The organism is Kitasatospora sp. NPDC059646, from assembly GCF_042734615.1.
Taxonomy (GTDB): domain Bacteria; phylum Actinomycetota; class Actinomycetes; order Streptomycetales; family Streptomycetaceae; genus Kitasatospora.
In genome coordinates this window covers 88170-108561 of record NZ_JBHWDS010000018.1, presented here as the reverse complement: position 1 = coordinate 108561, position 20392 = coordinate 88170, and the positions used below count along the sequence as shown (strand labels likewise).

The window sequence follows — 20392 nt, the reverse complement described above, 5'->3', positions numbered from 1 at the left end:
CGCTACTGATCCGCCCGGCCGGCCCCAAGGAGTCTCACTCCAACGAGCGACGGCCCGCTCCCCCTGCGGGGTGCGGGCCGTCGACGGGTCGGCGGGTCAGGCGGCGGCGGCCACCACCACCGGGCGGTCCTCGGCGAGCAGGTCGCCGGTGGGGTTGTTGTACGCGGTGAGGTCGAGGGTCTTCTCGCGGGCCGAGACCAGGATCGGGACGACGACCTGACCGGCCACGTTGGTGGCGGTGCGCATCATGTCGAGGATCGGGTCGATGGCCAGCAGCAGGCCGACGCCCTCCAGCGGCAGGCCCAGGGTGGAGAGGGTCAGGGTGAGCATCACGATCGCGCCGGTGAGGCCGGCGGTGGCCGCGGAGCCGATCACCGAGACGAAGGCGATCAGCAGGTAGTCGCCGATGCCGAGGTGGATGCCGTAGACCTGGGCGACGAAGATCGCGGCCAGCGACGGGTAGATCGCGGCGCAGCCGTCCATCTTGGTGGTCGCGCCGAACGGGACCGCGAAGCTCGCGTATTCGGACGGGACGCCCAGGCGCTCGGTGACGCGGCGGGTGACCGGCAGGGTGCCGACCGAGGACCGGGAGACGAAGGCCAGCTGGATCGCGGGCCAGGCGCCCTTGAAGAAGTTCAGCGGGTTGAGGCCGCCGACGAAGCGCAGCAGCAGCGAGTAGACGCCGAACAGGACCAGCGCGCAGCCGACGTAGACGTCGACGGTCAGCGTGGTGAAGGGCTTGAGCAGGTCCCAGCCGTAGACCGCGACGGACTTGCCGATCAGGCCGAGGGTGCCGAGCGGGGCGAGCCGGATGACCCACCACAGGGCGGTCTGGACGAGTTCGAGGACGGCCTCGGAGAGCTTGGCGACCGGGGCGGCCTTCTCGCCGATCTTCAGGATCGCGGCGCCGACCACCACGCCGAGGAAGACGATCTGGAGGACGTTCACCTTCAGGAAGGCGTCGGCGATGTTGGTCGGGATGATGCCGGTCAGGAAGTCGACCCAGGTGCCGCCCTTCTCCACGCCCTTGAGGCCCTGGGTGGAGAGGTGGGCGCCCTTGCCGGGGTCGGTGAGCAGGCCGAGGCCCAGGCCGATGGCGACGGCGATCAGCGAGGTGGCGAGGAACCAGAACAGCGTGCGGGCGGCCAGCCGGGCGGCGTTGGTGACGTTCCGCAGGTTGGCGACCGAGACGACGATCGCGGTGAAGACCAGCGGCGGGACGGCCAGCTTGAGGAGTTGGACGAAGGTCTTGCCGATGGTGTCGAGCGTGGTGGTGAGCCACGAGACGTCGCCGGCTCGGGCGATCCACCCGAACAGCAGGCCGAGGACGAGGCCGCCGACGATCTGGGCCCAGAACGGGGTGCGGCGGATGCGTCCCAGCAGCGTGGGCGCGGGCGCGGGCGCGGTGGACATGGGTGTGCGACTCCGGTGGGGTGCAAGGGGCGGGGTGGGGGGCGGAGGCGGCGGCACGACGGACGCGGGGCCGGGTGGGGAGACCCGGGGGCGGCAGCGGGAGCTGCCGGGGCGTCAGGGGCGTGCCGCCCGCATACAGCCGCCGGAGCGACAGCGGCACGGGCCGTCCACGGCACCGGGCAGACGCGGGCAGCGGGTCGTGAGCGGGGTGCTCGTCCCGTCCTGGCGCGCGGCGTCTGCGGTGGTCATGGCCGGTAGGTTAGCAACAAACCTTTGAGATGTTCAAAGTACTTGTTTGAGGTCGTTCCCGAACGATCCCTTTCTGACGGCCCATCAGCTCGAACGGCCTACGCCGAGCAGCTTTGACGCCCATCCGGTTATACGTATAACTTGAGACGCTGCCCCAGACCACGCCGGAAGGACGCCCATGGGCTACGTCGCACTGCTCCGCGCCCCGCACGTCACCCGGCTGCTGGTCGGCACCCTGGTCGGACGGCTGCCCGCCGGCATGACCGCCCTGGTCATCGCCCTCGCCCTGCGCGAGGCCGGCACCCCGTACAGCCGGATCGGCCTGGCCACCGCCGCCTACGCGGTCGCCGCCGCGGTCGGCGGGCCGGTCCTCGGCCGGATCGTCGACCTCACCGGGCAGCCCCGCGTCCTGCTCGCCTCCGCCGTCGCCGCCGGCGGCGGATACGCGCTGCTCGCCCTCGCCCCCGGCTCCGCCGTCGCCGCCCCGCTCGGCGCGGCGATCGCCGGCCTGTGCATGCCGCCGCTGGAACCCTGCCTGCGCTCGCTGTGGCCGGACGTCGTCGAGGAGGAGCAGCTCGACACCGCGTACGCCTTCGACTCCGCCTCCCAGCAGGTGCTGTACGTGGCCGGGCCGCTCGCCGTCGCCGGGATCGCCGCCGCGTTCTCGCCGTCCACAGCCCTGTGGACGGCGGCCGCGCTCGGCCTGGTCGGCGCGCTGGTGGTCGCCACCGCCGCCCCCGCCCGCAACTGGCAGGCCCCGCCGCGCGAGTCCTCCGCCGGACTGCTCGGCCCGCTGCGCTCCCCCGGCCTGGTCCTGCTGCTGCTCGGCCTGGCCGGCACCGGCTGGGCGGTCGGCGCACAGAACGTGCTGTTCATCGCCTACGCCGAGCGGCACCCGGGCGGCCTGCCCGGCGGCGCCGGCGCCCTGCTGGCGCTGGCCGCACTGGCCGGCCTGCTCGGCGCGCTCGGCTACGGCGCGGCCGCCTGGAAGGCCGACACCGCCACCCGCACCTGGGTGCTCGCGCTCGGCATGGCGGTCGGCTACCTGCCGCTGCTGCTCCTGCCCGGCCCGCTGCCGATGGCCGCCCTCGCCTTCCTCTCCGGCCTCGGCCTGGCCCCGCTGCTGGCCGCCGCCTTCGTGCTGGTCGCCGAACTCGCGCCCACCGGCACCGTCACCGAGGCGTTCGCCTGGCTGATCACCCTGTTCGCCACCGGCAACGCGGCCGGCTACGCGGTCTCCGGCGCGCTGGTCGACACCTCGCTGCACGCCGTCGCCCTCTGCGCCGTCACCGGCTCGGCCCTCGGCGGCCTGCTGCTGCTCGCCACCCGCTCCCGGCTGCGCCCCGCCCCGCTCACCCTGGCCGCCTGAGGCACAAACCACTCGCCCGCACCGGCCCCGGCCTGCTTGGATGCGCCGCATGACGAGCATTCAGCTGCCCGCGGGCTACACGGTCTCCACCGACCCGGCACGACTCGACCGGCCGGCGGTGCACCGCTGGCTGTCCGAGGACTCCTACTGGGCGCTCGGCCGGCCCCGCGAGAAGCAGGACCGGGCGATCGACCACTCGCTCAACTTCGGCCTGTACGAGGACGCGTCCGGCGCCCAGGTCGGCTACGCGCGGGTGGTCACCGACCACGCCACCTTCGCCTGGCTGTGCGACGTGTACATCGCCCCGGAGGCCCGCGGCCGCGGCCTGGGCACCGCGCTGGCCGCCGCGGTCCGCGACGGGCTCGCCGAACTCGGGCTGCGCCGCCTGCTGCTGGCCACCCGGGACGCCCACGAGGTGTACGCCAAGGTCGGCTTCGCCCCGCTCGCGCTGCCGGAGAAGTGGATGCTGCTCGGCGAGCAGTGACCGCCTCAGGCCGCCGCGGTGGACCGGCGCACCACCAGCGTGGTCGCCAACGGGCCGGCCGGCGGCGGCAGTTCGCCGCCCAGCAGGGCGACCAGGGTGGCCAGGCCGGTTCGGCCGAGCTGCTCGCCCGGCAGGTCGACGGTGGTCAGCGGCGGGCTGAGCAGCTCCGCCACCGGGATGTTGTCCATGCCGACCACCGACAGGTCGCCGGGGATCCGCAGCCCCAGCTCGTCCGCCGCCTGGTACAGCCCCGACGCCACCACGTCGTCGTCGCACACCACCGCGTGCGGCCGGTCCGGACCGGCCAGCAGCTCGCGGGCGGCCTTCGCCGCCTCCCGGCTGCCCTCGTTCAGGCTGACCGCCCGCTCCTGCACCTCCAGCCGCGCGGACGCCGCGGCGAACGCCGCCTGCCGGACCCGGAAGGTGTACGCGGAGTGCACCGAGCGCAGGTACCCGATCCGCCGGTGGCCGAGCGCCGCCAGGTGGTCGACGGCGGCGCGCATGCCCGCCGTCAGGTCCAGTTCGACGGTGGGGCGCCCGGGGTTGGCCGCCGGGTCGGCGTCCAGGAACACCGCCGCGGTGTCGGCCGGCAGCGCGCCCAGCTGCTTGTCGTCCGGGGAGCAGACCAGCATCCCGTCGAACCGGCCGGCGGCGGCCGCCTCGGCGAGGGTCGCCGCGTCCCAGCCGCTGGAGACCACCACCGACAGGCCGTGCCGGGCCGCCTCCTCGTGGACGCCGGTCAGCACCCGGCCGAAGAACGGGCCGAGCAGGTTCGGCACCGCGAGCAGCACCATGCCGCTGCGGCCCAGCCGCAGCTGCCGGCCCGCCGCCTGCGGGCGGTAGCCCAACTCCCGGGCGGCGGCGTGGATCCGCTCCCGGGTGGCGTCCGAGACCCGGTGCCGGGCGCTGCCGGAGAACACCAGCGAGACGGTGGCCTGCGACACCCCCGCCAGCCGGGCGACGTCCCGCCCGGTCGGCCGTCGCCGCGCCCCCTCGCCGGACCCGGAGTCCGACACGGCGTCAGCCGGCCTGCGCCTGCCGGGCGGCGGCCCGGGCCGCGTCGTCCGCCTCGTCCTCCGCGGAGTCCCGGACGGCCGCGCGGGCCTTGCGGGCCTCGACCCGGGCCGCGATCTGCGCCGACATCTCGTCGCGCTGCTTGCTCAGCACCACGTAGCTGATCGCCGAGGACGCCACCATCGCCAGCGCGAACAGGATGATCACCCCGAGGTCGCCGACCACCGGGATCACGCCGAAGTGGCCCAGCAGCAGGGCGACCAGCAGACACGCCAGGAAGATGCTCGCCCGCAGCGAGGTGTAGCGGAGCGTCGCGTTGATCTTGCTGCTCACCGGGGTTCGTCCTTCACTGCCGGGTCGCGCCGCGGGGCGCGCGGGGGTAATGGCCCTCCCAGTGAAGCACGACCTCACACCGCCCGGGCGCGCAGGTCGAGCCACATCGTCACGTCGTCGCGGTCGTCCCCCGGCGCCACCCGGATGGCCCCCGGAACCCGGCCGACCTCGACGTAGCCGCTGCGGCCGTAGAACTTCTCCAGGCCGTGCCCGCCGCGCAGGGTCAGCCGCAGGCCGTCCAGGCCCCAGTCGCGGGCGACCCGCTCGGCCTCGGCGAGCAGTTCCGCGCCGTAGCCCAGGCCCTGGAAGTCGGGGTGCACCATGACCCGCTTCAGCATCCGCCAGTGGTCCATCAGCCCGAACCGCATGTCCTCCACGAACAGCACCGCCGCGAGCCGCCCGCCGGGCTCGTACCCGATCAGCAGCCGGTCCGTCCCCAGCTCCGCGAAGTGCCGCTCCGCGACCTCCGCGACCTCGTCCGTCGTCACCGGCGGGACGAACCCGACCGCGCCCCCGGCGTTCGAGACGTCCGTCCACAGCGCGACGATCTCGGCACGCAGCTCGGGGGTCGGTTCGGGGTCGAGAACGAAACGAAGCGTCATGGTCGATCAGGGTACGCGACCATTACAGGGCAGTACGCGACCATTACAGGGCGACCATTACAGGGCGGGTGCGGCAGGAGTCCCGGCGCGGGTCCGCGCGGTCCCCGTCCGCAGGCCCAGGCAGCACCCCACGGCGACCGCGCACAGCGCCCCCGCCGCGTACCAGGTCGCGTCGTAGTCGCCGAACCGGTCGCGGGCCAGTCCCGCCAGCCCGGCGACGATCGCCGCGCCCACCTGGTGGGCCGCCAGCACCCACCCGAAGACGATCGGCGCGTCCGCCCCGAAGTGCCGCCGGCACAGCGCCACCGTCGGCGGGACGGTCGCCACCCAGTCCAGGCCGTAGAAGACCACGAAGGCGAGGATCGGCGGCCGCAGGCTCTCCCCGAACAGCGAGGGCAGCAGGAGCAGCGAGAGCCCGCGCAGGCCGTAGTAGGTGATCAGCAGCCGGGTGGAGTCGAAGCGGTCGGTGAACCAGCCGGAGGCGATCGTGCCGACCACGTCGAAGACGCCGATCAGGGCGAGCAGCGAGGCGCCGGTGGTGACGGGCATGCCGTGGTCGTGGGCGGCGGGGATGAAGTGGGTGCCGACCAGGCCCGCGGTGGTCGCGCCGCAGATCGCGAAGGACGCGGCGAGCAGCCAGAACGCCCGGCTGCGGGCAGCGCCGCGCAGCACCCGCAGGGAGCGGGCGATCGCCGAGCCGTCGACCACCGGCGGCGCGGGCGCCTCGGTCGCGCCGTAGGGCAGCAGCCCGAGGTCGGCGGGGCGTTCCCGCATCAGCAGCAGCACGGGAACGGCGACGGCGGTCGCGGCCAGCGAGATGACGACGACGGCGGTCCGCCACCCCTGGTGCTCGACCAGTGCGGCCAGCACCGGCATGAAGGCCAGGTTCCCGGCGGCGCCGGCGGCGGTCAGCACGCCGGTGACCAGTCCCTGCCGGGCCTGGAACCAGCGTCCGGAGATGGTGGTGGCGAAGGCCCCGGCCATCGAGCCGCTGCCGAGTCCGACCAGGACGCCCCAGCAGAGGATCAGCTGCCAGGCGGAGGTCATCAGGATGGTCAGGCCCGAGCCGGTGGCGATGGTGAGCAGGGCGCAGACCACCACCAGGCGGACCCCGAAGCGGTCCATCAGGGCGGCGGCGAACGGGGCGGTGAGGCCGTACAGGGTGAGGTTGACGGAGACGGCGCTGGAGACGGTGGCGTGCGACCAGCCGAACTCGTTGTGCAGGGCGTCCATCATCAGGCCGGGCGCCGAGCGGAACCCGGCGGAGCCGACCAGGACGACCAGCGAGACGGCGGCGACGATCCAGCCGTAGTGCAGGCGGGGTGCGGGCCGGGGCGGGACCGGGTCGGCGACGGGCGGGGTGCTGAGTTCGTTCACCCGCCGAGTCTGCGTTCCCGGGCCCGCCCGCACGACGGGTTTTGCTGCCATCCACCGTCGAGATACGGACGTCCGTCCCCGGTCAGTGCCCGCCGGCGACCGGTCCGCCGTCGGGAACCCGGCGCAGCCCGCGGATGGGCGGGCTGAGCAGCAGGGCGGCGGCGGTCAGCACGGTGACGATGCCGCCGAGCACCAGGACGTGCTGCGCGCCGAACGCCTCCATGGCGGGGCCGGCCAGGGCCGAGCCGAGCGGGAACATGCAGACGGAGCCGGCCACTTCGTACGCGTGGATGCGGTTGAGGACCTCGCCGGGCACCTGGGTCTGCACGCTGGTGGCCCACATGACGCCCCAGAAGCTGATGCCGATTCCGGAGATCAGCTGGGCGGCGCCGAGGACCGGCCAGGGCAGGTCGAAGGCGAGCGCGAACTGCTGCACGGGGAAGGCGAGGACGGCGACCGCGCCGGCGGCGAGCGGGCGGGCGGGCTTGAGCCGGATCGCGATCAGGCCGCCGACGACCGTGCCGGCGCCGAACATGCCGTTCAGGATGCCGAAGACGGTGCCGCCGTGCTCGGGCACCACCAGCGAGCCGAACAGCGGGGTGAGCGGGCCCCAGGAAAGCACCGTGAAGATCATCCAGATCAGGATGACGCCCCACATCCAGCTGCGGGCGCGGAACTCGTGCCAGCCCTCGACGAGGTTGCGCCACAGGCTGTCGCCGGGCGGCGGGGCGGGCACCGGGCCGAGCCGCAGGGCGAGCAGCGTGCAGGCGCTGACGGCGTACATCGTGCCGGCGATGACCATCACCCAGCCGGTGGAGGCGGCGGCCAGCAGACCGGCCAGCGGCGGGCCGGCCAGGGTGGTGAGCGCCTCGGAGATGCGCAGCACGCCGTTGGCGCCCTGCACGTCGCGGGCCACCAGCGGGACGGTGGAGGCGGCGCCGGGCTGGAACATGGCGGCGGCGGTGCCGGCCAGCGCGAGCAGCAGGTAGAGCTGCCAGAGCTGGTCGACGCCGCGGAAGAACAGCACCGCGAGCAGCACCCGGGTGGTCAGGTTGAGCAGGTCGGCGAAGATCATCAGGCGGCGGGCGGTGAACCGGTCCGCGAGGACCCCGCCGACCAGCACCAGGCCGGCGAACGGGGCGAGCAGGAAGGCCATCGCGTAGCCGACGGTGGAGGCGGTGTGGCCGGTGGTGAGGAGTCCGGTGGTGACGGCCACCGGGAGCATCGCGTCGCTCAGCAGGCCGGCCGAGCGGGCGGTGAAGTAGAGCCGGAAGTTGCCCGACCAGATGGCGGGGCCGACGGGGGAGCTGACGCGCGCGGTGGGGGCGGTGTGGAGTTCTGGGGCGGTCACGTCCCACAGTTTTGGTCCAGACCACCTGTGGTTTCCAGTGATTTTGGGTCACGATGCGGCGACTGCCGGACGACGGCCGGCCGTGCGCACCCCGAGCACGGCACGGCGGGCCGCCGTCCAGGTCGGCGTCCGGGCCCTGAAGCCGTGACGCCCGGCGTTCCGATCTCGCCGAGGTCCCGGGCGGATGCGGCCAACGACCCCCTGAGTGTCGGCACCGCCCGGGCTCCCTCGGCGTCCCCTCGCAACGGAGCGCCGCACCCAAGAGTGATCAGTCGGATACGTCACGTCAATGGGTTGTCCGAAATTCAGATGGATCACCCGGGGCGCGGAGAGCGCACGCGTGGCGTGCCCCGACCCGCCGACCGGTGCTCAGCGCGCCGAGGCGACCGGCTGCGCCGCCCGCTCGTACACCGCGACGGCCTGGCCGATCTCGCACCACACCCGCTTGCCGGTGCCGTCCGGGTACCAGCCCCAGCGCTCGCACAGCATCTCCACCAGCTCCAGGCCGCGCCCGTTGGTGGCCTCCGCGTCCGCACCGGCGTGCCGGGGGGCCGGGGCGGCGCAGCTGGCGTCGGCGACCTCCACCCGGACCCCGGGCGGGGCGTCCGGGCCGGCCGGCAGCAGCAGGCGCAGCACCGCCGGACAGCCGGTGTGCACCACCGCGTTGGTGACCAGCTCGGAGACCACCAGCACCAGCGTCTCGGCGACCGGCGAGTCCGGGTCGAGACCGCCGGCCCGCAGCCGGGCCCGCACCCAGCGCCGGGCCCGTGAGACCTCGGCCGGGTCCGCCTGGACCGCCAGCTGTACCTGAAGTACCTGCACCGTTCCACCACCCGCACTCGGTATTCGGCCCGCTTGATCCCGCCGGGTCCGGACCGCCGCGCCTCGGAAGGCCGCCGATCCGCACTGCCCATGGCATCGACACGAATACGCCCCAGAATGATTCCGGGACCGGGTCGCAGCAAGAGCTTCGGGCATATTCCAGCGTTCGGGGGATGCCTCGGTGCATACTGTCCCGCTCACCCTGCCGGGGTTCGCACGACCGGTCGGCCCACCGCCCCCGCGGGTACCTCCGACCGTACTCCTCACGCCCCGTCAGCACCGGCCCGCCACGAGCGAACCACCCTTCCTACAAATGTCCAGCGGCGCTCGAACACCACCGCCGGACACCCGCTGACCACCCGTCAGGCGAACACCACGGTCCGGGTGCCGTTCAGCAGCACCCGCCGCTCGCTGTGCCACTTCACCGCGCGCGCCAACGCCTGGCACTCGACGTCCCGGCCGAGCGCCACCAGCTGGGCCGGGGTCACGTCGTGGGTGACCCGGGCGACCTCCTGCTCGATGATCGGGCCCTCGTCCAGGTCGGCGGTGACGTAGTGCGCGGTCGCACCGATCAGCTTCACGCCGCGGGCGTGCGCCTGGTGGTAGGGCCGGGCGCCCTTGAAGCTCGGCAGGAACGAGTGGTGGATGTTGATCACCCGGCCGGACAGCTCCTTGCACAGCCGGTCCGACAGCACCTGCATGTAGCGGGCCAGCACCACCAGGTCGACCCGCTCCCGCTCCACCAGGTCGAGCAGCTGCTGCTCCGCCTGCTCCTTGGTGTCCTTGGTGACCGGCAGGTGGTGGAACGGGATGCCGTACGACTCGGTCAGCTCCCGGAAGTCGGTGTGGTTGGACACCACCCCGACGATCTCCACCGGCAGCGCCCCGATCCGGGTGCGGAACAGCAGGTCGTTCAGGCAGTGGCCGAACTTGGAGACCATCAGCAGCACCCGCATCCGCTCCGCGGCCGGGTGGACCTGCCACTCCATCCGGAACGAGGCGCCGATCGCCGCGAACGACGCCCGCAGCTTCTCCGCCGTCACCGGCTCCTCGGCCGAGAAGTGCACCCGCATGAAGAACAGCCCGGTGCCGGCGTCGCCGAACTGCTGGCTGTCGATGATGTTGCAGCCCGTCATGAACAGGTAGCTGGAGACCGCGTGCACGATGCCCTGCTTGTCGGGGCAGGACAGCGTCAGGACGTACTGGGAGGGGGCGGTCTCTTCCATGTCGTGGGTCCCGTTTCTCGGCTCTGTGGTGCGGACGGACCGCCCAGCCTGACACAGATCCACCGGCCGTGCGGACACCGCCCGCCACCCGAGACCGCACGGGGCGCCCGACGGTCAGCCCCGCGCGGTCGACTCCCGCAACTCGTCCAGCGTGGCCGGCGGCAGGTCCGGATCGGTGCCGTCGTTGACGGCCAGCCGGTGGTGCGCCTCGCGGGCCGCCCGCACCGCCTCCGGCCAGTCCGGGTGCCCGAGGTAGACCGCCGCCGGGGCGTCCTCGCCGACCTGGTGCACGATCCGCAGCACCCGCAGCACCGCGGCGTCCACCGCGACCGCCTCCGCGGAGTCCCGGAACACCGAGCCCACGTACTTCTCCGCCGACCAGCGGTCCAGCCAGCTGTCCTCGACCAGCCGGTACACCGCGTCGGTCAGGTCGCCGTAGCCGCCCAGCCCGTCCAGCCAGGCCGCCCGCTGGAAACCGGGGTCGGAGAGCATGTGCAGCGCCGAACGGATCCGGGCGCGCCAGCGCCACCAGGGCAGGTCAGTCAGGGGCATGACGCCCATCGTGCTGGAGCGGCCGCCCGTTCGAGAAGAGTTTCGGGCAGAACGGTACGGAGAATCCATGCTGTCGGACACGGGAGTCGATCGTACGTTCCCGGGCCGGTCGCCCTCTACACGCGTCATCACACGCCCGCGCCCCGTGTTCCTCCCCCGTTGGCGGACCGTTCACATCACGTCCCTCTCGACGTGCCCGGCCCGCACCACCCTTGACCCGCCGAACCTGCGCAACGGAGCACGGGTCGTCCCCGCAGCATGTCCAGGGAGGAACAGCACCATGACGCGGACCGGATCCCCCCACCCGCCGCCCGCCGTCAGCGGACGCCGCCACCGCACCACCGCCGCGCTCGCCGCCGGCGCGGTCCTTCCCGCCCTGTTCTCCGCCACCGCCTGCGGCGGCCCGGCCGCCGCCGACGCCACCGGGCAGGACGTCACCGTGATGACCTTCGCCCCGTCCGGCACCGGCGCCGCCGACCGCCCCGGCATGACCGCGCTCGCCGACGCCGTCGGCCGCCGCCTGAACGCGAACGGCGGCCTGAACGGCCGCAAGGTCCGCGTCCTCACCTGCAACGAGCACGACACCACCGACGGCGCCACCGCCTGCGCCGACCAGGCCGTCGGCGCGCACGCCGTCGCCGTGGTCGGCTCCGCCAGCCAGTACGGCAGCAACTTCATGCCCGTCCTGGAAGCGGCCGGCATCCCGTTCATCGGCGGCTACGGCCTCTCCAGCCCCGAGTTCAGCAGCCCGCTGTCCTACCCCGTCAACGGCGGCATGCCCGCCCTGGTCGCGGGCAGCGGGCGCCAGCTGATCGGGGCCGGCTGCAAGCAGATCGCCCTGATCCGCCCCGACAGCCGGGCCGGCGACGCCTTCGTCAGCTACCTCTCCACCGCCGTCAAGCAGGCCGGCATCAAGGTCACCGACGTCAAGGCCCCGGAGAAGTCCAACGACTACTCCCCCTACACCAAGCGCGCCATCGGCGACGACAAGCCCGGCAACTGCGTGCTCTCCGCCCTCGGCGCCGAACCCACCGGCAACCTGCTCGACCCCTACCGCCGGGCCAACCCGAAGAACACCCAACTCGCCTCGGTCATCGGCTCCTTCCAGCAGTCCGTGGTCGACTCCACCGGCGGCGACAACGGCCCCCTGCGCGGCGCGTACGCCACCGGCTGGTTCCCCGCCGAGAGCTCTCCCGTCTGGGACGACCTGCGCGCCACCGCCCGCAGCTACGGCAACGGCGCCACCATCGACGTCTCCGACCCCGGCGTCCAGACCACCTGGGTCGCCTACGCCGTCCTCCAGCAGGCCGCCGGCCGGGTCGACCGCGAGAAGCCGCTCACCGCGAAGGCCCTGCGGTCCGTCCTCGACAGCGGCGACCCCATCGACACCGCCGGCACCACCCCGCCCCTCAGCTGGGGCGTCACCAACATGCTCCCCACCGCCGACTCCCCCCGCCTGGTGAACACCTCCGTCACCTTCCAGCAGGTCCAGAACGGCCGCCTGGTCGAACAGCACCAGGGCTTCACCGACGTCCGCACCGTCCTGGCCGGCTAGTCGGCACTGAAGTCCGCCGGCGGGAAGCACCACCAGGGGCGCGGGGAACTGCGCGAGCAAGGAGCGCACGTCCACGAGGTCGCGATCAGGTGCAAGTCGCTGCCCTCGTCGCGACGTTGTCGGCGGGCGCCTCCCGGTTCGCGCAGTTCCCCGCGCCCCTGGTCGTGCTCTCCCCGGCCGTGCGCCTCGCGCTACAGCTCGCTCGCGCCCTTGTTCGGGAGCCCCGTCCTGGACGCGATCGCGCCCCACAGCCCCGCGGCCTGCTCCTTCGCCGTCGTGGCGGTGCCGCTCGCGGTGTTGCCGTTGCGGTAGTGGTCGTTGTCCTTCGCCTTGCCCGCGTCGCACCCGGCGACCATGTCCCCGGCCCACAGGGCGTACTCGGAGTCCGCGGTGGAGGAGGCCTGCCACGCCTTCTGGAGCTGCTCCACCAGCTTGCCGCCGTCGGTGAGCTGATCCACCTTCAGGTCGCCGAGCTTCTTGAGCAGGTCCTGCCGCTGCGCGGCCGCCGCGGTGAGCGCGGCCTGCGCGTCCGGCAGGCCCTGGCACTTGCCGACGGCGCTGACCGCGTTGACCACCGAGGTGCGGCTCGCGCTCGCGGTGCCGAGCAGGTCGGACATCGCCTGCGCCTGGGCCTTCATCTCCGGGCCGACCGCGCCGTTCCCGCCACCGGCCGGCGCGGAGGCCTGCTGGGTGGTGGAGCTCTTGGTCTTGGCCTGGTCCTTGGTGTCGTCGTCGCCGCCGCTGACGAGCACGCCGATCAGCACCGCGATCAGCGCGACACCGGCCGCACCGGCCCCGATCAGCAGCTTCGGGTCGGGCTTGCGCCGGCTGCCGCCGCCGTCGGCTCCGAACCCGGGCTCCGGAGCGGCGGCCCGGTACGCCGGCTGCTGCGGCGGCACGGCGCCGTACGCCCCGCCGTAGCTCGGCTGCGCGGGCGCGGGCGCGGCGTACTGCTGCTGGCCGCCGAACGTGCCGCCGCCGAAGCCCTGTTGCGGGAAGCCGGCCTGGGTCGGCGCGCCGCCGACGGACGGGTCGCCGGCGGGGTAGGGCGGGAGGTACTGGGTGGCTCCGGCGTCGCCCTGCGGCTCGACCGGCGCGGCCTGCTGCGGTGCGGTGCCCCAGTACTCGGGGGCGCCGCTCTGGCCGAGCGGAGGGGCGGACTGCTGCTGCGGGACGGGGGCTTGCGGCTGCGGCTGGGCGTACGGGGGCTGCGCGGCCTGCGCCGGGTTGCCCTGGCCGTCCGCGGCGGGCTCCGGCCGGAACAGGTCGTCCAGATTGAAGTCGCCGGAGTTGGGATACGAGCGGCGCTGGCTCAACGCGATTCCTCACCTGTGCACGGCACCGGGATCCCGGGCCTTTCGGTTGCCCCGCCGGGTTGCTGACGGCGGACCACAACTGCGAGCCCACGCTACCGGTTCACCGGCACAGGTGACTACGCGGGCCGGTGTTCTGTGCTATTGCTTCACGATCACCCGCAACCGTCCGGACACCCACCGTCGCCGCCCGGCCCGCGCCACCTGCCGTCGCCGGACGGCCGCAGGGGCGCCCGTGAGGGCACGGGCGCCCGCTGCGCCGTCAGTTCCCGTCCCCGGCGCGGCTACGCGGCCTCGCCGTCCATCCGGGCGTGGAACTCGCGCACCGCGCGGTGGCCCCGGTACGGCTCCAGCCGGCTGCGGAAGTCGTCGAGGTACTCGACCCCGCGGTTGGAGCGCAGTCCGCTGAGCAGCCGGACGGCCTCGGTACCGGTCTCGCAGGCGCGTTCGAGGTCGCGCTGCTGGAGCTGGGCGGTGGCCAGCAGGACCAGGTCGACGGCGCGCCGGCGGACCCGGTGGGCGGGGTGCAGGTCGAGCGCGGTGCGGGCGTAGTGCTCGGCCCGCTCGCCCTGCTGGAGGTCGCGGTGACAGTGCGCCAACTCGTCGGCGAGGTAGGCCTCGTCGAAGTGGACGATCCAGTCCGGGTCGTCGGCGGGGTTGCGGCGCTCCATCGCGGCGAGCGCCTTCGCGGCGACCGCCTCGCACGAGTAGGCGTCGCCGAGCAGGGCGTGGCCGCGCGCCTCGGCGGCGTAGAACATCGCCATCGCGGTGGGGGTGGCGACGGTGCGGGCGCCTTCCTGGGCGGCGCGGGCGAGTTGGGCGATCTCCCGGGGGTTGCCGAGGGTCGCGGCGAGGTGGCTCATCGAGGCGGCGAGCACGTAGCCGCCGTAGCCGCGGTCGTCGGCGGCCTGGGCGAGGCGCAGCGCCTGGATGTAGTAGCGCTGGGCGAGGCCGGGCTGGCCGGTGTCGACCGCCATGTAGCCGGCGAGTTCGGTCAGCCGGGCCACGGCGCCGAAGAGTTGACGGCCCGTCTCGTCGCGGTAGGAGCCGCCGAGGAAGCCGGAGACCACGCTGTTCAGGTAGTGCACCACGACGGGGCGGACGTGGCCGCTGCCGAACCGGTGGTCGAGGTCGACCAGCATCTGCGTGGTGGCGCGGATCGCCGCCACGTCGGCGAGGCCGACGCGGGTGCCGCCGGTGCGGGCGACCACCGGGTCGGGCGGGGTGATCAGCCAGTCCCGGCTGGGCTCGACGAGGGCGGAGGCGGCGACGGTGGTGCCGGCCAGGAAGTCGCGCTTGCCGACGTCGCTGCGCCACAGTTCGCAGATCTGCTCCAGCGCGGTGGCCAGGCTGGGCGCGAACTGGAGTCCGACGGCGGAGCTGAGGCTCTTGCCGTCGGCCATGCCGATCTCGTCCACGGTGACGCCGCGGCCGAGTTTGCGGCCGAGGGCCTCGGCGATGACGGCGGGCGCCTGCCCGCGTGGTTGTTGCCCGCGCAGCCAGCGGGCGACGGACGTCTTGTCGTATCGCAGGTCGAGTCCGTGTTCGGCTCCGCAGAGGTTGACCCGGCGGGCCAGGCCCGCGTTGGAGCAGCCCGCCTCCTGGATCAGCTGCTGCAGACGCTCGTTCGGCTCTCGTGCGACGAGTGGTCTCGCGGCCATGGGATTTTTCCGCCTCCCCAACGCCGTCCGGACCCGACCGGAGGGCGACGACTGTGCAACACCATGCGGAATACCCACGGTGACGTACCCACTCCCCACGCGCCCTGATGAATGCCCCTGTGCGCCCCCACTGCGCCCGTTACCGCCCCTGCTGGGACGGGGGGTTCCGACCAGGATCACCGTCCCGGGTGAGAACGCGCGCCCCGTTCGAATCGTTCGTCGGCGGCCCGTAACCCCCACTCACGGACGGTAGTTGTGCTGCACGTGGACAACTCCTCGCTATCCCCCGAACCGGATCCGCCGCCGCTGCTGCTGGAAGCCGTCCGCTGCGCCGAGGAGCGCCACTGGGAGGTGGTCCCGGGGGCGTGGCTGGTCGAGGACGGCGGGCCCGCGCACTGCTCCTGCGACGATCCGCGCTGTGCGCTCCCCGGCGCACACCCGGTGGGCGCGGACTGGGGGCAGCTGGCCAGCGTCGGGGCGGAGACGGTCCGGGCGTGGTGGACGGAGCACCCGGAGGCATCGATCCTGCTGCCCACCGGGCGGGCCTTCGACGTGCTGGACGTGCCGGAGGTCGCGGGCTGCCTGGCGCTGGCCCGGATGGAGCGGATGGGGCTGCAGCTCGGCCCGGTGGTGGCGGTGCCGGCCGCCCGGGGCCGGGGCGGCCGGCGGCTGCACTTCCTGGTGCTGCCCGGCGCGGTCGCCAAACTGCCGGAGCTGCTGCGCCAGATCGGCTGCACCCCGGGCGGGCTGGACCTGGTGGCGCGCGGCGAGGGCGACTGGGTGGTGGCCCCGCCGTCCCGGTTCGTCGGACACGCCGCGGCGCTGTGGGCCCGGCCGCCGACGCTGATGAACCGGTGGCTGCCGGACGCGACGGAGCTGGTCAGTCCGCTGGCGTACGCCTGCCGGCGCGAGCCGTCCACGGTGCCCCCGGCACAGCGGGCCCCCGCCGCGGTGCACTGAGGTCCGCGGGCCACCGTGCTCCCGGGCGCACGGAGCGCGATCTTCCGGAAACGAGTCGTCATACCCGCAGGTCAGCGCGGAAAGCCCATCGATCGGGTGACACCGCTCAAGGATTGGCCGCGACGCCCGAGGGGATCATCCTCAGCGTCGGCACGGGGTCGGTGGAGCGGAAGGAGCGGGCGGGCGGAGAGCGTGGGGGGCTGCTGGGAGGGCGTTCGGTCGGGGAAGCCGAATGCGCAGCGGGAGGGGCGGCGGGGGCCGGGAGGGACCGGAGGGGAGCAGGGAGGGAACGCGCGGGGCCCGGTGCGGGGACACCGGGCCCCGAGGCGCGTCCCGATCCGGCTGCGGTCCGCGCGGCTGCGGTCGACGCGGCTACGGCTGGGCGACGAAGACGTGCGCGGCGATCTCCTTGCCGAGTTCGGCCGCGCCGTCGCCGGTGCCGACCACCACGCCGCCGGCCGCCGGGGCCACCCGGACCGTCGCCCCGGGGCGGACGCCCGCGCGGCGCAGGGTGCGCATCAGTTCGCCGTCGGTCTGGATCGGCTCCCCGATCCGGCGGACCACGACGTCCGCGCCGTCCTTGCCGGCCACCGACTCCAGCGTGACCAGGCCGGCGTCGAAGCCCTCGCCCTCGGCCTTGGTGTCGCCCAGCTCGTCCAGGCCCGGGATGGGGTTGCCGTACGGGGACTGGGTGGGGTGGCCGAGCATGGTGAGCACCTTGCGCTCGACCGTCTCGCTCATCACGTGCTCCCAGCGGCAGGCCTCCTCGTGGACCTGCTCCCACTCGAGGCCGATCACGTCCACCAGCAGGCATTCGGCGATGCGGTGCTTGCGCATCACCCGCACCGCCAGTCGGCGGCCCTCCTCGGTGAGTTCGAGGTGCCGGTCCTCGGCGACCTGGAGCAGGCCGTCGCGCTCCATCCGACCCACCGTCTGGCTCACCGTCGGGCCGGACTGCTCCAGCCGCTCGGCGATCCGGGCGCGCATCGGGGTGATGCCTTCCTCCTCCAGCTCCAGGATGGTGCGGAGGTACATCTCAGTGGTGTCGATCAGCCCTGACATCGCCCCTGGCTCCGTTCTTCGGTGTCCTCACCGCCAATTCTGACGTACTGAGGTGACAACCCGGTGCGCTCCTCGGTTGTGCCCCGGCCCGCACGGCCCTCCGGGCGTCCGGCGCGACGGTTGACAGCCGGGCGCGGCAGGGGACACCGTGCACGCCGTAGCTTTCCCCCACCGCGGCCCGGGGCACCGGGCCGCCCGTGCGCTCGGACGGAGCACGACATGACCGAACTGGTCGGCCGGTACCTGGACGCCGCCGTGGCCCACCTGGAGCGGATCCGGGCCGAGGAGGGCGAGAACATCGACGCCGCGGCCGAGCTGCTGGCGGAGGCCGTCGAGCACGACCGGCGGATCTTCGCCTTCGGCGCCGGGCACTCCTCGCTGGCCGCCCAGGACGTGGTCTACCGGGCCGGCGGCCTGGTGGTGATGAACCTGCTCAACGTGCCCGGCATGACCGGCGTGAACGTGATGCCCGCGCACCTGGGCAGCGCGCTGGAGCGGGTCTCCGGCCTGGCCACCACCACTCTCGACCTGACGCCCGCGCGCAGCGGCGACCTGCTGTTCCTGATCTCGCTGTCCGGCCGCCAGGTGATGCCGGTGGAGCTCGCCCGGCACGCCCGCGACCGCGGCATGAAGGTGATCGGCGTGACCTCGCTGGCGTATCCGGCGGCGGTGACCTCCAACCACCCCTCCGGCACGTACCTCAAGGACAACTGCGACCTGGTGCTGGACAGCAAGATCGCGCCCGGTGACGGCGAGCTCGACCACCCGGGCGCGGGCGCGCCGTTCGGTTCGGTCTCCACCATCGTCACCAGCGCCCTGATGCAGTCCGTGATGGCGTCCGCGACCGCCAAGCTCGCCGACCGCGGCATCACCCCGCCGCTGTTCCGCTCCGGGAACGTGGACGGCGGCACCGAGTGGAACAACAAGGTGATCGCCGACAACGCGGAGCGCATCTTCTACGCCTGGTGACCGCACCGCGCTCCCGGCGCAACCCCGCCCATTCGGCCAACTCCAGTGCCGCTCGCGTAAGTTCGTCCGGCACTGGGAAGGACTCCCGAGACCGGTGAGACGGCGCTGCGGGGGCGGGGATGGCGGCTGGGGCAGGGCGTTCGATCGGCTTCGTGCGGGAGCAGGACCTGCTGCCGAGACTGTTCTGGGCCGCCGACGGCGCGTCCCTGCAGGGGCAGACCCGGGCGGTCGCGCTCTCCCGCTGGGAGTTGCTGCTGCTGGTCGGCGCGGCCTTCGCCGGCTCCGCCGACGGCTCGCTGTGGGCGTGGCTCGCGGCCATCGCCTACCTCGGCGCGCTGTTCATCGCCGTCACCGTCGCCTGGCAGAACCCGCAGCGGCTCTGGTACGACGGCCGGGCCGTCGCCGAATCGGTCAAGACCCTGGTGTGGAAGTACGCGGTGCGGGCCGACTCCTACCAGCCGCCGCCCCGCAAGCTGCCCGACGCCGAACGCCTCTACGACATCCAACTGGCGGGCATCCTCGGCGAGTTCGACACCGATCGGGTCACCCCGGGCGTCGCCGAGGAGCTGCGCGCCTGGCGGGCCCCGGCCCGGCACCCGCAGATCACCGAGACCATGGAGCGCCTGCGCGACCAGCCGCTGCCGGTCCGCCGCGAGATCTACCTGCGCGAGCGGGTGCACAGCCAGCGCGAGTGGTACCAGGCGAAGGCCATCCAGTGCCGCAACGCCACCCGCCGGGTCGGCCGGCTCGCCATCGTGCTGCCCGCCGCCGGCCTGCTGCTCGCCGTGCTGCGCGCGCTCGGCCAGTTCGGGTTCGACGCGCTCGGCGCGATCTCCGCCGTGGCGGCCTCGATCTCCGCCTGGGCCCAGCTCCGCCAGTACCGCCCGCAGGCCGCCGCCTACACCCTCGCGGCGGCCGAACTCGCCAAGGTCGAGGCCCAGTTGGCGGCCGTCGACCTGACCGCCCCGGACGCCGAGGAGAACTGGGCCCGGCTCGCCCGGGACGCCGAGGACGCCATCTCCCGGGAGCACACCACCTGGCAGGCGCGCCGCGAGGTGCGCAGCCTCGACATCCCCAGCTGACCAGGAGGCACCGCGTGGCCGCCACCCGCAGGATCGACACACCGGACGGGGGCGTCCTCGCGATGGAGACGTCCGGGGACCCGTCCGGAAGGCCGGTGTTCCTGCTCCACGGCACCCCCGGCAGCCGGGTCGGCCCCGCCCCGCGCAGCGCCGTGCTGGCCCGGATGCGGGTCCGGCTGATCTCCTTCGACCGCCCCGGGTACGGCGACTCCACCCGGCTCCCGGGCCGCCGGGTCCGCAACGCGGCGGACGACGTCGCCACCATCGCCGACGCCCTCGGCCTCGACCGCTTCGCCGTGGTCGGCCGCTCCGGCGGCGGTCCGCACGCGCTCGCCTGCGCGGCCCTGCTGCCCGACCGAGTGGTGCGGGCCGCCACCCAGGTCTGCCTGGCGCCGCGGGACGCGGAGGGCCTCGACTGGTTCGTCGGCATGACCCCGTCCAACGAACGGGCCTTCCGGCAGGCCGAGTTGGGGCAGCCGCGGATCGCCGGCCCGTTCCAGGTCCGGTCCCAGGTGATCCGCCGCGACCCCGCCCAGCTGATCCGCAACCTGGTGCCCGAGCTCACCCAGCCGGACCGCACCGTGGTCGCCGACATCGGCATCCGCCGGATGCTCCAGTCCACCTACCGGCAGGCCTTCCGGTACGGCGCCGACGGCTGGATCGACGACGTCCTCGCCTTCATCGCCGAGTGGGGCTTCGCCGTCGAGTCCATCCGCGTCCCGGTCCGCATCTGGCACGGCGCGGACGACAAGTTCTCCCCGGTCGGCCACTCCGCCTGGCTCGCGGACCACATCCCCACCGCCCAGCTCTACCTCGAACCCGGCGCGGCGCACTTCGGCTCGCTCAAGGAGATGACGGACGCCATCCGCTGGGCCGCGAGCGCGTAGCAGGCGGCCGGGTGCGGGAACCGGGGCGCCCCGGTTGCCGCACCCCCCCCCACCCAACCGCGGCGGGGGCTCCCGGTCGCGGGTGGGCCGCTGCCAGCGCCGGGCCGCGAC

General features: G+C 73.9%; 19 protein-coding genes. 7 read left to right on the top strand and 12 right to left on the bottom strand.

What is annotated here, in order from left to right; translation table 11 throughout:
* Positions 1 to 96: 96 nt before the first annotated feature.
* Positions 97 to 1413 (bottom strand): dicarboxylate/amino acid:cation symporter, encoded by a 1317-nt coding sequence (locus tag ACFV1L_RS15640; RefSeq protein ID WP_380366158.1) that lies wholly within the window; start codon positions 1411 to 1413, stop codon positions 97 to 99.
* A 427-nt stretch (positions 1414 to 1840) separates the two neighbouring features.
* Here ACFV1L_RS15640 and ACFV1L_RS15635 point away from each other — a divergent pair, with 427 nt between their 5' ends.
* On the top strand, positions 1841 to 3031 hold the full coding sequence (locus ACFV1L_RS15635) for an MFS transporter (RefSeq protein ID WP_380366157.1): 1191 nt from the start codon (positions 1841 to 1843) through the stop codon (positions 3029 to 3031).
* Positions 3032 to 3080: 49 nt separating this feature from the next.
* The gene (locus tag ACFV1L_RS15630; protein ID WP_380366155.1) at positions 3081 to 3515 is read left to right on the top strand and encodes a GNAT family N-acetyltransferase; all 435 of its coding nucleotides are present in this window, start codon (positions 3081 to 3083) and stop codon (positions 3513 to 3515) included.
* Between the two features lie 5 nt (positions 3516 to 3520).
* Here the strand turns inward: ACFV1L_RS15630 and ACFV1L_RS15625 are convergent, their stop codons facing one another.
* The 8 genes from ACFV1L_RS15625 to ACFV1L_RS15590 all read right to left on the bottom strand — a co-directional run bounded on the left by ACFV1L_RS15625 (position 3521) and on the right by ACFV1L_RS15590 (position 10792).
* On the bottom strand, positions 3521 to 4531 hold the full coding sequence (locus tag ACFV1L_RS15625; RefSeq protein ID WP_380366153.1) for a LacI family DNA-binding transcriptional regulator: 1011 nt from the start codon (positions 4529 to 4531) through the stop codon (positions 3521 to 3523).
* A 4-nt stretch (positions 4532 to 4535) separates the two neighbouring features.
* Positions 4536 to 4862: a DUF4229 domain-containing protein gene (locus ACFV1L_RS15620; protein ID WP_380366152.1), complete on the bottom strand. Its 327-nt coding sequence runs from the start codon at positions 4860 to 4862 to the stop codon at positions 4536 to 4538.
* Between the two features lie 74 nt (positions 4863 to 4936).
* On the bottom strand, positions 4937 to 5464 hold the full coding sequence (locus ACFV1L_RS15615; protein WP_380366150.1) for a GNAT family N-acetyltransferase: 528 nt from the start codon (positions 5462 to 5464) through the stop codon (positions 4937 to 4939).
* Between the two features lie 57 nt (positions 5465 to 5521).
* A complete protein-coding gene (locus tag ACFV1L_RS15610; RefSeq protein WP_380366148.1) occupies positions 5522 to 6892 on the bottom strand; it encodes an MFS transporter in 1371 nt (456 codons plus the stop codon).
* Positions 6893 to 6923: 31 nt separating this feature from the next.
* Positions 6924 to 8192 carry an MFS transporter gene (locus tag ACFV1L_RS15605; protein ID WP_380366146.1) on the bottom strand — a complete coding sequence of 423 codons (1269 nt, stop codon included), beginning with the start codon at positions 8190 to 8192 and terminating at the stop codon, positions 6924 to 6926.
* A 369-nt stretch (positions 8193 to 8561) separates the two neighbouring features.
* On the bottom strand, positions 8562 to 9014 hold the full coding sequence (locus tag ACFV1L_RS15600; RefSeq protein WP_380366144.1) for an ATP-binding protein: 453 nt from the start codon (positions 9012 to 9014) through the stop codon (positions 8562 to 8564).
* 362 nt (positions 9015 to 9376) lie between these two features.
* The gene (gene purU, locus ACFV1L_RS15595) at positions 9377 to 10240 is read right to left on the bottom strand and encodes a formyltetrahydrofolate deformylase (protein WP_380366142.1); all 864 of its coding nucleotides are present in this window, start codon (positions 10238 to 10240) and stop codon (positions 9377 to 9379) included.
* Positions 10241 to 10354: 114 nt separating this feature from the next.
* Entirely contained in the window at positions 10355 to 10792 is a 438-nt protein-coding gene (locus ACFV1L_RS15590; protein ID WP_380366140.1) for a hypothetical protein, read from the bottom strand.
* A gap of 280 nt (positions 10793 to 11072) precedes the next feature.
* Here ACFV1L_RS15590 and ACFV1L_RS15585 point away from each other — a divergent pair, with 280 nt between their 5' ends.
* Positions 11073 to 12347, top strand: coding sequence for an ABC transporter substrate-binding protein (locus ACFV1L_RS15585; RefSeq protein ID WP_380366138.1), 1275 nt, complete (start codon positions 11073 to 11075; stop codon positions 12345 to 12347).
* Positions 12348 to 12538: 191 nt separating this feature from the next.
* Here the strand turns inward: ACFV1L_RS15585 and ACFV1L_RS15580 are convergent, their stop codons facing one another.
* Positions 12539 to 13663 carry a hypothetical protein gene (locus ACFV1L_RS15580; RefSeq protein WP_380366136.1) on the bottom strand — a complete coding sequence of 375 codons (1125 nt, stop codon included), beginning with the start codon at positions 13661 to 13663 and terminating at the stop codon, positions 12539 to 12541.
* A 281-nt stretch (positions 13664 to 13944) separates the two neighbouring features.
* Positions 13945 to 15321 (bottom strand): transcriptional regulator, encoded by a 1377-nt coding sequence (locus tag ACFV1L_RS15575; protein WP_380366135.1) that lies wholly within the window; start codon positions 15319 to 15321, stop codon positions 13945 to 13947.
* Positions 15322 to 15576: 255 nt separating this feature from the next.
* Here ACFV1L_RS15575 and ACFV1L_RS15570 point away from each other — a divergent pair, with 255 nt between their 5' ends.
* A complete protein-coding gene (locus ACFV1L_RS15570) occupies positions 15577 to 16281 on the top strand; it encodes a bifunctional DNA primase/polymerase (protein WP_380366133.1) in 705 nt (234 codons plus the stop codon).
* 372 nt (positions 16282 to 16653) lie between these two features.
* Here the strand turns inward: ACFV1L_RS15570 and ACFV1L_RS15565 are convergent, their stop codons facing one another.
* On the bottom strand, positions 16654 to 17343 hold the full coding sequence (locus ACFV1L_RS15565) for a metal-dependent transcriptional regulator (protein ID WP_380366131.1): 690 nt from the start codon (positions 17341 to 17343) through the stop codon (positions 16654 to 16656).
* Between the two features lie 219 nt (positions 17344 to 17562).
* Between ACFV1L_RS15565 and ACFV1L_RS15560 the strand changes: the two genes are divergently transcribed.
* From ACFV1L_RS15560 to ACFV1L_RS15550, 3 genes are all read left to right on the top strand, one after another.
* Entirely contained in the window at positions 17563 to 18312 is a 750-nt protein-coding gene (locus tag ACFV1L_RS15560; RefSeq protein WP_380366129.1) for a sugar isomerase domain-containing protein, read from the top strand.
* A 152-nt stretch (positions 18313 to 18464) separates the two neighbouring features.
* The gene (locus ACFV1L_RS15555; RefSeq protein ID WP_380366127.1) at positions 18465 to 19394 is read left to right on the top strand and encodes a DUF4231 domain-containing protein; all 930 of its coding nucleotides are present in this window, start codon (positions 18465 to 18467) and stop codon (positions 19392 to 19394) included.
* A 62-nt stretch (positions 19395 to 19456) separates the two neighbouring features.
* Positions 19457 to 20281 (top strand): alpha/beta fold hydrolase, encoded by an 825-nt coding sequence (locus ACFV1L_RS15550; protein ID WP_380366214.1) that lies wholly within the window; start codon positions 19457 to 19459, stop codon positions 20279 to 20281.
* Positions 20282 to 20392 lie beyond the last annotated feature (111 nt).

Coding starts and splice junctions, on each gene's coding strand:
- ACFV1L_RS15615 (WP_380366150.1), bottom strand. CDS start 5,464: ATGACGCTTCGTTTCGTTCTCGACCCCGAACCGACCCCCGAGCTGCGT.
- ACFV1L_RS15585 (WP_380366138.1), top strand. CDS start 11,073: ATGACGCGGACCGGATCCCCCCACCCGCCGCCCGCCGTCAGCGGACGC.
- ACFV1L_RS15590 (WP_380366140.1), bottom strand. CDS start 10,792: ATGCCCCTGACTGACCTGCCCTGGTGGCGCTGGCGCGCCCGGATCCGT.
- ACFV1L_RS15560 (WP_380366129.1), top strand. CDS start 17,563: ATGACCGAACTGGTCGGCCGGTACCTGGACGCCGCCGTGGCCCACCTG.
- ACFV1L_RS15565 (WP_380366131.1), bottom strand. CDS start 17,343: ATGTCAGGGCTGATCGACACCACTGAGATGTACCTCCGCACCATCCTG.
- ACFV1L_RS15635 (WP_380366157.1), top strand. CDS start 1,841: ATGGGCTACGTCGCACTGCTCCGCGCCCCGCACGTCACCCGGCTGCTG.
- ACFV1L_RS15550 (WP_380366214.1), top strand. CDS start 19,457: ATGGAGACGTCCGGGGACCCGTCCGGAAGGCCGGTGTTCCTGCTCCAC.
- purU (WP_380366142.1), bottom strand. CDS start 10,240: ATGGAAGAGACCGCCCCCTCCCAGTACGTCCTGACGCTGTCCTGCCCC.
- ACFV1L_RS15610 (WP_380366148.1), bottom strand. CDS start 6,892: ATGGCAGCAAAACCCGTCGTGCGGGCGGGCCCGGGAACGCAGACTCGG.
- ACFV1L_RS15640 (WP_380366158.1), bottom strand. CDS start 1,413: ATGTCCACCGCGCCCGCGCCCGCGCCCACGCTGCTGGGACGCATCCGC.
- ACFV1L_RS15630 (WP_380366155.1), top strand. CDS start 3,081: ATGACGAGCATTCAGCTGCCCGCGGGCTACACGGTCTCCACCGACCCG.
- ACFV1L_RS15575 (WP_380366135.1), bottom strand. CDS start 15,321: ATGGCCGCGAGACCACTCGTCGCACGAGAGCCGAACGAGCGTCTGCAG.